Source organism: Lactococcus garvieae subsp. garvieae (genome assembly GCF_029024465.1).
Taxonomy (GTDB): domain Bacteria; phylum Bacillota; class Bacilli; order Lactobacillales; family Streptococcaceae; genus Lactococcus; species Lactococcus garvieae.
Genome location: NZ_CP118950.1, coordinates 1,771,004 through 1,783,994 on the forward strand (window position 1 = coordinate 1,771,004; position 12,991 = coordinate 1,783,994).

The following is a 12,991-nucleotide window of genomic DNA, read 5'->3' on the forward strand; positions in this document are numbered from 1 at the left end:
AACGCTGAAAATTTAGTCCTCCTTTGCTTTCTGTGTATCATAGATTTCACGGTAAACTGCCGAATTCTCAACCAGCTCTGCGTGTGTGCCTTGCGCAACAAGTTTACCTTCATCAAGGACAAGAATAGTGTCCGCATGAACGACAGATGAAATCTTTTGAGCGATAATAATTGTTGTCGTATCTTTTAAGTCATTGCTCAAAGCGTCTTGTACCAGTTTTTCTGACTTGGCATCAAGTGCTGATGTTGAGTCATCGAGGATAAGGACTTTAGGGTCTTTGATAATACCACGCGTGATCGACATACGTTGCTTTTGTCCGCCTGAGAAGTTATTCCCACGTTCTTCAACCTGTGATTCGTAATGATCTGGCAGTTTTTCAATAAACTCTGCAGCCTGCGCAATGCTGGCTGCACGGCTCATTTGCTCCAGGGTAGCGTCTGCTTTCCCTTGTTTCAGGTTGCCAGAAATTGTTCCAGAGAAAAGAATTGCTTTTTGCAAGACAATTGATATCGTGTTTTTTAGAGTAGCCTTAGAGACATGACGTAAATCTTTTCCGCCAACACTGACTGTACCTTCAGTGGGGTCGAAAAGACGCGGAATCAATTGAGCCAAGGTTGATTTACCAGAACCCGTTGCTCCGACAATCCCGACCATTTGTCCCGGTTGAATTTCAAAACTGATGTCTTGTAAGGTTGGGTGTTCATCGTTAGGGTAAGCAAAAGATACATGATCAAACTTGACAGAACCGCTAAGTTCTTCATCCGCAACGTCTTCAAACACCATGGCAGGTTCAGTTTTTAAAATTTCGTTAATACGTCCAATAGAAACAAAACCACGAGAGGCAAACATTGACATCATCCCACCCATGATAATCGCCATCATGATTTGCATCATGTATTGGATAAAGGACATAATCCCACCAAGCGTATTGGCCGCGGTATTCAAATCACGTGTTACATAAGTAGAAACCAGTAAAATTGCGCCAAAAACAGCCAATTGTGAAATGATTGTAAATGCAGGAATCATCGCAGCAAAAGTGTAACCTACAGCCATATTATGACCCAATAACTCATCCGATGTGGCATCAAATTTTTGGATTTGATCTTTTTCTTGAACAAAAGATTTAACGACACGAGCACCACGTAGGTTTTCTTTGGCAATTCCATTGATACGGTCCATCAATTTTTGGAAAACCATAAAGTGAGGGCCCATTGATTTCATGGATAACATCGTTACCAGCACAATAAGCACAACCATCACAATAATGATCCACCAAAGTTCTGGCATCGTGATAATAGACAAGATAAAAGCACCAATAAAGAGCAAAGGCACTCGAATCAAGACTTGGAAAGTCATCATTAGAAGTGTTTGTACTTGGTTGATGTCGTTGGTCATACGAACAACAAGATTACCTGCATTAAACTTCTCAATATTTTCATAAGAAAAAGTTTGAATTTTTCGGAAGGTTTCTTCACGGATATCCGCAGACACAGACTGAGCAATCTTTGCAGCAGTTACTGTATTAAGGATGGAACCAATTAATCCCACAGCGGCTATAAGTAAAAGATACACCCCATAATGATTAATTTTATCGACCTTGTCCGATATCGAAATAGATTCTGCCATAACACTCAAAATGTTCTTCATATATTGCGGCTGCCAAAGCGCAGCACCAACTTGAAGAAGCATGGTAGCAAGGGCAGCGAAGACAAGCAATTTGTACTTGCCGATGGCTTTCATTACCATAAATAAAAAAGTTTCCTTTCATTTTCTTGTCAAAAATAACAAGAATAAATACGTTAGCTGAAAAATTATAACATTTAAGCATCTATTTTGCAATGCTAATAACTAACACTGTTAGTCTTTTCTTTAGTTTATAACAAAAATAAACTAACAATCTAATTTTAACGTTTTTTAACAAGAGTGTCAATCATTTGCGACAACTTATTTACAGCAGAAATTAAGCGCAAACAGTTCCAAGTCTAAGGCCGAAAACGACCTTCCCAGATATTATTTTTCCTTTAAAAGCAGCTCCTCTGCTTTTTTGTTATAATTAAGCTTATGAATAATAGCAAAATATCACGCTCTCATAACCTTAAACTCGCCGAACGAGGCGTGTGGGTCAGTATAGCTGCTTATATATTTCTGTCTCTTTTACAACTTGGTGTAGCACAAATCACCAATTCAGCCTCTCTTCTTGCGAATGGTTTTAATAATGTCACCGATATTTTAGGAAATATTGCTATCGTGATTGGATTACGTATTGCACGTATTCCTTCTGATAACGACCATACGTATGGGCATTGGAAGGTTGAATCAATTGCTAGTCTGATTTCTAGTTTCATTATGTTCTTCATTGGCTTTGAAGTGTTGCGCCAGACAATCGTTGGTTTTATAGAAGGAAGTTCCACTGAAATTAACCCAATTGGTGCTGCAGTGGCCTTATTTTCTGCCTTTGTAATGATTGCCGTTTACCTCTACTCTAGCCGTTTAGCGAAGAAAACTCAATCGAAAGCACTTGAAGCTTCCAGTAAAGATAATCTGAGTGATGCACTGACCTCTTTGGGTACAACTGTCGCCATTGTGGCAGCAGCCTTGCATTGGATATGGCTCGACCGTATTATGGCTCTTGTTATCTGCGGTTTCATCCTTAAAACGGCCTATGATATTTTCCGTGATAGTGTTTTTTCACTTTCCGATGGCTTTGATGACAATCTTTTAGCAGATTATAAAGAAGCGATTGAGCTGGTAAATAAAGTCAAGTCTGTAAAGATGATTCGTGGTCGTACCTATGGCAGTAATATCTTTCTAGATGTTGTCGTTGAAATGTCCCGTGACCTTTCTGTCTATGAAAGTCATGCGGCTACCGAAAAAATAGAACGTATGCTCATGGCTGGTTTTGATGTTTATGATGTTGATGTCCATGTCGAACCTGCTGCGCTACCTGAAGAAGAACACTTTGCTTCACGTGCATTAGAACTCTTACCCAAAGAAGAGGCGCTTCTCAATGGTAAACATCTTGATCAACTTTTGGCCCCTCAATTTCAAGCTATTACGACAAAAGGGAAAATTATTCAACAGGAAGAATATATGGCAAATGCTATTGCAACAGAGGATTTAGCCATCAAAAATTACCAAGCAGAGCAAGTCAGCAAAAAGACCTTCATCCTTACCTATCATTACTTAGACAATCAAAAAAGTTACACTGTATCAAGTATCTGGCGTAGAAATGAATATTGGCGTTGCATTTATCGCCAAGTGACAGGAGAAAGCTAGTATGAAACAACAAGAAGAAATTATGCTAAGCCTTACAGATCTCTTTAATAAAATGGATCAGCTGCGAAAACCTCAAATGGTCGAAAAATTCAAAGGTTATTCTTTTTTGGAAATTGCCTGCATTGAGTTCATCGCCCAGCTTGATCACCCCAATGTCACACGGTTAGCCGATCAACTGTATGTCACTCGCGGCGCAATTAGTAAAGCAACGAAAAAGCTCCTCAAAAAGGAAGACATTACAACATTCAGAAATCCCAACAACAATAAAGAGATTTATTTTAAACTGACTTCAAAAGGAAGAAAAATAAATCAGCAGCACGAAGATCTTCACAAAGATTTTCTACTCAATGACCAAGCAGTCTTTGAGGCCTTCAGCTCTGAAAAATTAGAAACCATACTAGAGTTTACTCAACTCTACAATCAACACCTTGATAAAGAACTCCGTAACAACTCCATATAGAATGGGGTTGTTTTTTTATCTGTTTTTTTGTTGACAAAGAAACAATAATAGATTATACTTTTATAGTTTCCTAGGAAACATTAATAAGGAGTTCTATGTATACACTAAATAAACACGCATTAAGTTTTGGCTTATTTTCCGTTTTTCTTACGGGCCTTGGCTTTACCATTATCAATCCTGTGGTTCCTTTTTTACTGGAGCCCTATACCTCTTCCCAAAATCAACCCTTAGTCATCAGCTTCTTGAGTTCTATCTATGCCTTATGTACCTTTCTTGCAGCGCCAGCTCTAGGTACATTGAGTGATCGCTATGGTCGTAAACCGATTTTACTTTTCTGCTTACTTGGCTCTGCCTTGGGTTATCTTATCTTTGGCATGGCTGGAGCACTGTGGGTCTTTTTCCTTGGTCGCATCATCGATGGTATCTCCGGAGGAAACATTGCCACTTTATTTGCTTACTTTTCCGATATTACGCCAGCTGCTTCCCGCACTCAAATCTTCGGTTGGATTTCTGCCCTTGTCGGTGTCGGTACCTTGTTAGGTCCAACCTTTGGAGGACTGTTAGCACATTATGGTAACCGTGTCCCCTTTTATTTTGCTGCTGTTCTCAGCTTATTCAATCTTCTCTACGGCATGTTCTTTATGCCGGAAAGTCTTCCACCAAAAAAACAACTTGTTAAGCTGGATGTTCATCAGCTTTATCCCTTTGCCCCTCTCAAAAGTTTATTTAAGATAAAAAAACTGAACCGGTTATTTCTTGCTGCATTATTATTGTGGCTCCCAAATGGTGCCTTACAAGCTATCCTTGCTCAGTTTTCTTTAGACAACTTCTCTTGGCAACCGGTACAAATCGGGCTTTTGTTTTCTATTATGGGACTTCAAGATATTTTTAGTCAGGCGCTCATTATGCCTTTTCTCTTAAAAAAATTGACGGACCAATACATTATTAAATGTGCGATAATTGCCGAACTCTTAGGCTATATTTTTATGGCAATATCTGCCTTTACCCTACACCCTTTCTATTTTGTCCTTGGCATTTTTATCTACGGTTTTGGTGATTCGATTTTTGCTCCACCCTTCAATGGAACTCTTTCTAAATCAGTTGCTGAAGATCAACAAGGGCAAATCCAAGGGAGTAGCCAAGCTTTACAAGCACTCACTCGTATTTTAGGCCCTATTATTGGTGGACAACTTTATATTCTCTTCGGTTCTCCTGCTCCTGCCTGTATGGGAATTATCCTGTTAATCTTTGCATTTACAATTTTCAAAACAAAAAACCGTCAAAATTGACGGTTTTCTTTTTATGTTTTTAGACGCCTCATAATCTGCGGTAAACGTTGAATATTATCAAATACCAACATGAAGACAACCGTTCTTATAGGAATCTGTACAAGCAAAGGAAGACGCGTAGCTAAAAGAACCTTAAAAGGTGTCTGATACATGAGCGAAAGCCAAAAAGTATTCAGTAACACGGTTTGAAGAACCATCGTTACACTCACAACAGCTAAAATATAGAGCCAATCTTTACCTCGTGTTATGCTGAACTTCTTGTTGTAAAAAGCCCAACCATAGATAAAGCCGACTAGAGCTGCGGTCACTGTCATACCTGGCGAGGAAATACTTCCACGGAACAAGACGCCAAATATATCACCCAGTCCTAAAGCTAAACCTGTCCACAAAGGACCTACAAAGAAGCCCATCAAACCATCAGCGATAAATCCTGGCGATAACTTCCAAAAACTACTCCCAAAAGTGAAAGAACGTAAAATGATGGACAAAGCCAACAAAATCGCCAAAAAAACAAGCTGTATGAGTGACAGCTTCACAATAAATCTTTTCATATAGTACCTCCCAAGGATCTGGTGAGTAACTGATTATATGAGAATCAGCGGATGCGAGCCTCTACCGCACTTGAAAAACTCAAGTTTCGTCTGTGAACGACATCCCATTTCACAGCACTTAACGCATTGGCCCTACTCTGTTAAATTTTTACTTTTACAGTTTACCACATCCCTTGTTCAGATAATTCTCAATTTCAAGGCTTTTCTTTTACATTGGATTTTAGATGTTTACAGAAGTTTGCTAAACAGAAAAAACCTCTTAGAATTCAGCGCTTGCTGATTTCTAAGAAGTCTTTTTTTACAATTCTTTTTCTACATTTGCGATGGCAGCTTCGACTGCACTCTTTTGATTATTAATCAGTGATACACGCGCATCGATTTGTTTAATCGCCATCTCGATTGAACGTTTAAGTCCCGGATTACTCAATTTTGGTTCAAAGAAAGCTTTATATTCTTCAAATTTTTCGGCGGTCTTAAAGACATTACCTGGATAGATTACAAACTTATCATAGCTCATATCGCCCCCAAGTTTTTCAGCAATCCAATCCCAGTTCTCACGTTCCCAAGTCCATGCAGCATCTTGAGCGAAGTCTTTCGCTAAGAGGTAGAACCAAGAGAATGCAATATCTTGAGGTTTCACGATATCCGCATTTTTGAAATCTTCCAAGAGTCCTTTAATTGCTGCTTCATCACGGACATTGGCTACAGCTGCAGCTAATTCACGTTTTAGTTCTTGAAGACTTGTTTTCACATAAGTATCCATATAAGAAGCTACAAGTTCAGCAGAATTACTTGTTTTAATTTCATTATTCAAGACAATTGGACGAATATCTGCAGGAATAGTTGCTACATTGTCCTTATGCGCTGCGTAAATCTCGCTCGCCTTTTCTACAGCTTCAAGATTTTCAGAGTAAAGCGTACGTGAGAGTACTGTGCCACGTAAAGTTTCGTCTCCAGCTGATTCGCCAGCTTTTTTCTCCCATCCCAAACGTGCATAGTTTTTGGCAAAAACTTTACCTACAAGTGATTTGTATGATTTTTCTGTAGCTGACTCATCATCAATAAAGATATCTAACTCACTAAAGATTTGGTTAAGCGCTTGGTTAACGATATAACTTTCCTCATTTGCAAAGGCAGGTAAGATATTCACAACATCAGCGTAGCTGATAACTTCACCTTTAGCAAGATACTTACGGTCTTGAAGAATTTGGAATTTCGTAATATCTTCCAGTTTCCCAAGCTGAGCCAAAAGATTATCTAAAAGCTGACCTTTATAGTCAATAATATAATGTGCTGCGTGTGCTTCGTTGAAGAAGAGCGGTTGGCCTTCATTTTCAGCCTTAAGTGCTGCATAACCCGGAATTTCAATTCTTTCCGTAACCAATGTATCTGGCAAACCTTTCCAGTTTGTATTCAATGGAATTTGCCACAAGCGGCCTTTGTCTTCACCTTTACCAATGAAGAATTGTTGTTGGCTTAAAACTAGCGTGTCATTTACAACTTCCGCAGTCAAGACGGGGTATCCGGGTTGGTTTACCCATGAATGCATAAACTCGCCTACATTTTTACCTGATGTACTTGAGAGTGCATCCCAAAGATCATCTCCCACGGTATTACCATATTGATGCGTTTCAAAGTATTTGCGAAGTCCTGCAGAGAAGTCTTCATCTCCCAACCATTTACGGAGCATGACCATCAAGCGTGAACCTTTAGCATAGACAATAGCGGCATCAAAGAGTGTGCCAATTTCGTCAGGGTGGTTCACATCCACATGAACAGATTGAACACCATCTGTAGCATCACGATCTAAAGCAAGGCTAGCTTCTTTAACAGAGAAACTTTCCCAAACTTTCCAATCGGGTTCAATAGCGTCAATTGCCACATATTCCATATTGTTGGCAAATGACTCATTGAGCCACAAATCATCCCACCAACGCATTGTTACCAAATCACCAAACCATTGGTGTGCTAACTCATGCGCAATGACTGTTGCTACATATTGTTTGCTGGCAACTGTCGCATTTTCTGGGTCAACCAGCATGCAGACTTCACGGTAAGTGATACATCCCCAGTTTTCCATAGCCCCTGCCGAGAAGTCAGGCAGCGCAACATGCCAGCTGTGTGGCAATGGGTAAGGCGTTTTATAGTAGTCCTCGTAAAATTCAATGGAACGAATGGCGATGTCCAAAGGAAAATCTAAGACCTCTTCAGAATGTGCTTTTGTTGAGAAAGTCCCTACTTCCACGCCAGATTTTGTACGGCCTTTTTTATACTGCATATCCCCAAAGACAAAAGCAAGAAGGTAAGAACTCATACGGACTGTACGTTCAAAGACGTGAATTCCTTCAATATTGAGAAGTTCTGGCATATTGGAAATAATAATATCACCAGGTTCTTCATCAAATTTAACCGATAGGTCAAAAGTAGCCTTAGCTTCTGGTTCGTCAATTGATGGGAAAGCTTGACGGGCAAAATGTGATTCAAATTGCGTACCGATAAGCATTTTCTTCTCACCGTTTACTTCATAATATGAGGGGTAAATGCCCATCATATTATCTGTGATTTTACCTTCATATTCAAATGAAACGGTCACTTGACCTTTTTGGCCCACTTTAACTGTAAGTTCTTCGTTGGCATTATCCACAGTAAAGTCTGCTTCAACACTAAAAGCAGAAACTTTAGTAATGTTCAAATCTTTTTGGTGGAAATAAATAGTCTCAGCTTTAGCTTCACCTTTGATCGCCACCTGACCTTTGAAGGTCTTTGATTTGCGGTCAATGTCAAGGAAAATTTTATAATTTTCTGGTACAAATGTTTCAATTAAACGTTTTACTGCCATAATGTTGTTCGCTTCCTTTTTGTTAGTTTACTTAATTATAGCAAATTGTTTAGAAAATTTCGAGAAAAGCTTTGCTTTCCTGCATTTAATTTTTAAAGGTGCTTACGTAAATTATTAAATGGTCTATCTTTAATTTGCAGTAAAAAAGTTTATTAAATAAGTAGAAACGCTTTAATAAAATAAAGGATGTTCAAAAAAAGATGAAAAAACAGACTTTTCTGTTAAAATAAAGTTATGAAAAAAACAAAGTTTTCAGTAACGATTGATGAAAAAGGGAAACTCCTTCTCGAACTTTCCTCTGGTGCCACGGTACGTATCTTTGAGAGCAATAATAGTCGCTTTGCTCTCAAAAAGGGTGAAATATTTTTCCTCACGAAAAAAAGCCAAATTATTATGATTGCTGCCGATAAAACATTAATCCCTAAGTTGGAATTTGATAAAGTTATTGTCCTTGATCCTAAGGCTTACGAAATAGACACTCCTTATCTTGAAGCTTTTCTCCTTGAAAAAGCTCAAGAAGCTTCTATGAAGCTAGCCGTAGTTCCTGAAAGAGTTAAATTGCCCTCAAATATCTACAATATCTGTAGTAAAGCTGCCGATGAATTTTTACCTAGCCTTGAAGCATTCGGCTTTAAACTCGCAAAGAAGAAAGCTTTTTCAGCTAAAGCGCAACACCGCTGGAAAAAGGCTATTTCAGATATTCCATTTCATATTAAGCATGAAGGAACATCAGGCACAGTCATTTGGCAAAAATCTACCGAAATGCGTCTGCTTGCAGGTGCAAAAATGCTCCCTAATGATGCCGCACCTAAAAGGGCCGATGGTACTCTTGGCTTCACTGCAAAATTTACGTTAAACCTTAGGGAAGAAAATAAAGAAAAATTTGATCCTGAAACTTGGACCACTACTGAAGACATTATTCTGCGTTCCGTCAATGAACTCGGCCATTTCCTCTACTTTGCAGGAACAAACAGTTGGTTGGAAATGTTTGATGACGAAGGGCGTTCCATCCATGAACTAACCGTTGTAAACTAAGGAGCGATGATGATTGATTATACTCTAGAGCATAAAAGCCCGTTCATCTTAGCGGCTTACGGTTTTCCCATTCAAGCCTCACTGCAAGACTACCGCTCTTTGGCACTCGAAAGAGAAATCTTTGAGTCAAGTTTGCAAAAGGATGGTCGCTTAGCAAAGCTCAAGAAAAGAGCTAAAAATGAGCGTGAGTGGTCTGTTCATAAGGATTACCTCGGAAAACCTTGGAATTATTTTGCGGTGGAAAGTCGAAAAGAGCTGAAGGACGATTGTCGTTTACTTAAATTTCCGGAAAGTAATTATATTGTAATTTCTGATACAGCAGCTAAAGGAAAAATTTTTGAACACTTGTCACATCAAGCTTTTCGCAAGATTCTCCCCAAAGTTATGGACTATACCTATCTCGGTGGCCCTCATCTTGCTTATCGCCAAGAGCGTCCTGATGGCAGTTATTATGGTGAAATTTGGTTACCAGTCGTTAAAAAATAAAAAAAAGCTCAGAAATACTCTGAGTTTTTTTAGTCTCAAATATCACCAAAAACAAGGCTCGGCCGTGCATTAAGTGATAAATCCGCAAAATTTTCTTTGTCCATCTCGATAGTGGCTGCTGCTGCTATCATTCCAGCATTATCACCACAGAGGCGAAGAGGAGGCAATATGACTTTAATATCCTTCATATCGGTGGCAAGTCGCTCACGTAAACCTTGATTGGCGGATACACCCCCACCAACGATTAAAGTTTTAGCCGGGTATTGTTCAAGTGCACGTTTTGTTTTAGCAATCAAGACATCAACAACTGCTGCTTGAAAGCTGGCAGCTAAGTTTTCTAAATCCGTAGCCACTAAATCTTGCCCTTGTTGTTTTGCATTATGAACGAGATTGATAAATGCCGATTTCAAACCACTAAAAGACATTTCCAAACCATCTGCTGCAGTCATCATTGCACGTGGAAAAGCATAAGTATCTTCTCCTTTATGTGCCAACTCATCAATCTCTTTACCTGAAGGATAAGTTAGCCCCATGACACGGCCGACTTTATCGTAGGCTTCCCCTGCCGCATCGTCCCGTGTTTCACCAATTTTTTTGTAGTTCCCCTCAGATTCCACATAAACCAATTCTGTATGGCCCCCACTGACTAAAAGAGCCATAGCTGGGTATTCAATAGTATCTACTAAAGCCGCAGCCATAAGATGTCCAGCCATATGATTGACAGGTATTAATGGAAGGTTGTTGGCCCAAGCAAAGGTTTTCGCTGCCATAATGCCCACAAGTAAAGCCCCAACAAGACCTGGACCTTCTGTTACGGCTACAGCTGAGAGTTCTTTTGCAGTAATTCCAGCTTGCTCTAAAGCCTCATCAATACAGGCGGTAATTTGTTCCACGTGATGCCGACTCGCCACCTCAGGGACTACTCCACCAAAACGTTTATGGCTGTTTACCTGACTTGCGATAACATTAGAGAGAAGTTCTGTGCCATTTTTCAAAACAGCGACAGATGTCTCATCACAAGAGGTTTCGAAAGCTAATATATATTTATCATTCATTTTATTGTATCTTCCTCATTAGAATCGCATCTTCTGTCGGGTGCGAATAGTAGTTTTTTCGAGTATAAAAAGCCTCGAAATTATATTTTTTATAGAGATTTTGTGCTGGTTTATTGGATTCCCGTACTTCTAAAAACAGGGTCCCCGCAAAATTAGCCACTTGATCCATTAAGCTGCTGGCTATTTTGTTGCTTTGAAATTCTGGCTTCACTGCAAGGTTGGTAATTTCCATCTCTTCCATGACCACTTGAACGGCTAAGAAACCAACAAGCTCATCGTCTACTTCAGCTAGAAAATAGATATCCCTTTTCAGATTGCTAAGGAGATAAGCTTCCGACCAAGGAGATTCTCCATAGCAAAGGTCTAAAATTTCTTTCAGTTTACAAGCTATATCCTGCGTCTCAAACTTCGCAGAATCAAAACGTTCAATTTTCATGTTCGGTTCTCAACTGTCTTGACATCCACACAGCATCGCCACCGTCCTCATAATAGTGAGCAATCAGCTTTCCTGTTGAAAAACCTAAGCGACGGTAAAGACCTTGAGCTTTTGTATTGTCACGCCGTACTTCAAGCGTCATCTGCTGCTTACCAAGAAGTGTCATCAGACGAATCATTTGGTTGACGAGATTACTCCCAACCCCCTTACCTTGATAGGCTACAGCAACCGCAAGATTCGTGATATGCACGACTTTCCCCCGTTCCGTAAGGCGAATCCCAATGAAACCAATAAGTTTACTGTCAACGACTGCTGAAACAAAGAAGGCATTCTCATCCTGAACTATCTCATGTTCAAAATGTGAAAAAGTCCACGGCACTTCGCCATCATAAACATCACGCTCAATCGCAAGCATGTCTACAATATCTTTACGCTCTGCCAAGCGATAATCTACACCATCAATATTTGATTTTAAGTCCACTTCATCCATATTAAGATAACGACGTGGCTCAAATCCTTTGAACATATTCGCCAGTAGCGTTTTCAGATTCTTCATGTGTCTCCAACCATTTCTCTTCTGCTTCAACTTTTTTCAAATAATTTGGAGCAAAGCCGTGAACCGCTACCGGTTCTAGATTTTTACCAAATAGGGCGATTTGATAAGCTGAAGGTAATTTGTCTAAGCTGTCTTCAATAATTTCAAAATTTGTAAACCCTGCAGCTTCAATGTCAGCCACAAAGTTTTCTGTTTCCCCTGTAAATACAATCGGAAGGTTCTTATCTAAGTTGGCTAAGAATTCACGAAAGACACAATGCTGTCCTGGGACAACTTCTTTATCCCCTTGATAAAGCGCAGCATAAGCATTGCCACGACGTGCATCCATCACAGGAACAATCGCTCTGTCCGTTCTCAATCTTCTTGCAATAGCGAAAAGACTCGAAACACCAACGATATCCTTATTTAAACTGTAGGCAAGTGTCTTTCCAACAGTTGCTGCCAAACGCAATCCTGTATAAGATCCTGGACCCTGAGCTACAACAATGCGGTCAAGTTCACTCGCTTCTACTGCAGATTGGTGCATCAAAAAGTCAACAGATGTCATCAGAGTGGTGCTATGATTTTTCTTTAAATTTAGAGTAATCTCTCCCAACAAAACATCATTATCGACAAGTGCCACAGACAAGGCCTTACTCGAACTGTCAAAAGCTAAAATTTTCACGAGATCCTATTCTCCATTCTTCTTATTTTGTTATACCTAATACCCGCAACTCAGTCATTACTTTTCACACTATCGAATATGCAAGTCAGAACAAAGTGTGTAGCTCTTTTTAAACATCTAGAAGTATACGATAGCATCTATTATACCATTTTTTATATTTCTTGAAATTTTTCGCTTTCCGATTTTGCATTTTTCTTTAGCTCCGACAAAAGTCTTCCTATTTATTTTCACTCAACTTTTTCTTTGTCACTTTTGTCTGGCTTTTCCTTCTTTGAAAAAGCTCTTCTTGTTCCAAATGCTTTGGCTCTATAAACCTTTGCTTTTCATTATCTCCATTTTATGCT

At 39.4% G+C, this 12,991-nt stretch carries 12 protein-coding genes and 1 riboswitch; of the genes, 5 read left to right on the forward strand and 7 right to left on the reverse strand.

Features of this window, described 5'->3' with window-relative positions:
- Positions 1-12: 12 nt before the first annotated feature.
- Entirely contained in the window at positions 13-1,746 is a 1,734-nt protein-coding gene (locus PYW30_RS08900) for an ABC transporter ATP-binding protein (protein WP_042218464.1), read from the reverse strand.
- A 315-nt stretch (positions 1,747-2,061) separates the two neighbouring features.
- On the opposite strand from PYW30_RS08900, the gene PYW30_RS08905 reads away from it, so the two are divergent.
- From PYW30_RS08905 to PYW30_RS08915, 3 genes are all read left to right on the forward strand, one after another.
- Positions 2,062-3,276: a cation diffusion facilitator family transporter gene (locus PYW30_RS08905; protein WP_019298976.1), complete on the forward strand. Its 1,215-nt coding sequence runs from the start codon at positions 2,062-2,064 to the stop codon at positions 3,274-3,276.
- A 1-nt stretch (position 3,277) separates the two neighbouring features.
- On the forward strand, positions 3,278-3,736 hold the full coding sequence (locus PYW30_RS08910; RefSeq protein WP_003133267.1) for a MarR family winged helix-turn-helix transcriptional regulator: 459 nt from the start codon (positions 3,278-3,280) through the stop codon (positions 3,734-3,736).
- A 95-nt stretch (positions 3,737-3,831) separates the two neighbouring features.
- Positions 3,832-5,025, forward strand: a complete 1,194-nt coding sequence (locus PYW30_RS08915; protein ID WP_042218466.1) for an MFS transporter — start codon at positions 3,832-3,834, stop codon at positions 5,023-5,025.
- An 11-nt stretch (positions 5,026-5,036) separates the two neighbouring features.
- Here the strand turns inward: PYW30_RS08915 and PYW30_RS08920 are convergent, their stop codons facing one another.
- Complete coding sequence (locus PYW30_RS08920; RefSeq protein WP_042218468.1) at positions 5,037-5,576, reverse strand: folate family ECF transporter S component; 540 nt, start codon at positions 5,574-5,576, stop codon at positions 5,037-5,039.
- Positions 5,577-5,619: 43 nt separating this feature from the next.
- A riboswitch (THF riboswitch) is annotated at positions 5,620-5,718 on the reverse strand.
- Between the two features lie 156 nt (positions 5,719-5,874).
- Complete coding sequence (locus PYW30_RS08925; protein WP_042218469.1) at positions 5,875-8,415, reverse strand: M1 family metallopeptidase; 2,541 nt, start codon at positions 8,413-8,415, stop codon at positions 5,875-5,877.
- Positions 8,416-8,649: 234 nt separating this feature from the next.
- On the opposite strand from PYW30_RS08925, the gene PYW30_RS08930 reads away from it, so the two are divergent.
- Positions 8,650-9,450, forward strand: coding sequence for a hypothetical protein (locus PYW30_RS08930; protein ID WP_042218471.1), 801 nt, complete (start codon positions 8,650-8,652; stop codon positions 9,448-9,450).
- Positions 9,451-9,459: 9 nt separating this feature from the next.
- Positions 9,460-9,936 carry an effector binding domain-containing protein gene (locus tag PYW30_RS08935; protein ID WP_003133261.1) on the forward strand — a complete coding sequence of 159 codons (477 nt, stop codon included), beginning with the start codon at positions 9,460-9,462 and terminating at the stop codon, positions 9,934-9,936.
- Positions 9,937-9,971: 35 nt separating this feature from the next.
- Here PYW30_RS08935 and tsaD read toward each other — a convergent pair whose 3' ends face one another.
- From tsaD to tsaB, 4 genes are read right to left on the reverse strand one after another with little or no spacing between them, the layout of a single operon-like run.
- Positions 9,972-10,991 (reverse strand): tRNA (adenosine(37)-N6)-threonylcarbamoyltransferase complex transferase subunit TsaD, encoded by a 1,020-nt coding sequence (gene tsaD / locus PYW30_RS08940; protein ID WP_003133260.1) that lies wholly within the window; start codon positions 10,989-10,991, stop codon positions 9,972-9,974.
- Position 10,992: 1 nt separating this feature from the next.
- Entirely contained in the window at positions 10,993-11,427 is a 435-nt protein-coding gene (rimI, locus tag PYW30_RS08945) for a ribosomal protein S18-alanine N-acetyltransferase (protein WP_014025420.1), read from the reverse strand.
- Complete coding sequence (gene rimI, locus PYW30_RS08950) at positions 11,417-11,953, reverse strand: ribosomal protein S18-alanine N-acetyltransferase (RefSeq protein ID WP_017371110.1); 537 nt, start codon at positions 11,951-11,953, stop codon at positions 11,417-11,419. Before rimI (PYW30_RS08950) ends, rimI (PYW30_RS08945) begins: the two co-directional genes overlap by 11 nt.
- Positions 11,937-12,647: a tRNA (adenosine(37)-N6)-threonylcarbamoyltransferase complex dimerization subunit type 1 TsaB gene (gene tsaB, locus PYW30_RS08955; protein ID WP_042218474.1), complete on the reverse strand. Its 711-nt coding sequence runs from the start codon at positions 12,645-12,647 to the stop codon at positions 11,937-11,939. The genes rimI (PYW30_RS08950) and tsaB overlap by 17 nt, the downstream gene beginning before the upstream one ends.
- Positions 12,648-12,991 lie beyond the last annotated feature (344 nt).

Excerpts from the sequence above, each read along its gene's own strand:
- PYW30_RS08900 (WP_042218464.1), bottom strand. The coding sequence starts at position 1,746 with ATGGTAATGAAAGCCATCGGCAAGTACAAATTGCTTGTCTTCGCTGCC.
- PYW30_RS08905 (WP_019298976.1), top strand. The coding sequence starts at position 2,062 with ATGAATAATAGCAAAATATCACGCTCTCATAACCTTAAACTCGCCGAA.
- PYW30_RS08910 (WP_003133267.1), top strand. The coding sequence starts at position 3,278 with ATGAAACAACAAGAAGAAATTATGCTAAGCCTTACAGATCTCTTTAAT.
- PYW30_RS08915 (WP_042218466.1), top strand. The coding sequence starts at position 3,832 with ATGTATACACTAAATAAACACGCATTAAGTTTTGGCTTATTTTCCGTT.
- PYW30_RS08920 (WP_042218468.1), bottom strand. The coding sequence starts at position 5,576 with ATGAAAAGATTTATTGTGAAGCTGTCACTCATACAGCTTGTTTTTTTG.
- PYW30_RS08925 (WP_042218469.1), bottom strand. The coding sequence starts at position 8,415 with ATGGCAGTAAAACGTTTAATTGAAACATTTGTACCAGAAAATTATAAA.
- PYW30_RS08930 (WP_042218471.1), top strand. The coding sequence starts at position 8,650 with ATGAAAAAAACAAAGTTTTCAGTAACGATTGATGAAAAAGGGAAACTC.
- PYW30_RS08935 (WP_003133261.1), top strand. The coding sequence starts at position 9,460 with ATGATTGATTATACTCTAGAGCATAAAAGCCCGTTCATCTTAGCGGCT.
- tsaD (WP_003133260.1), bottom strand. The coding sequence starts at position 10,991 with ATGAATGATAAATATATATTAGCTTTCGAAACCTCTTGTGATGAGACA.
- rimI (WP_014025420.1), bottom strand. The coding sequence starts at position 11,427 with ATGAAAATTGAACGTTTTGATTCTGCGAAGTTTGAGACGCAGGATATA.
- rimI (WP_017371110.1), bottom strand. The coding sequence starts at position 11,953 with ATGTTCAAAGGATTTGAGCCACGTCGTTATCTTAATATGGATGAAGTG.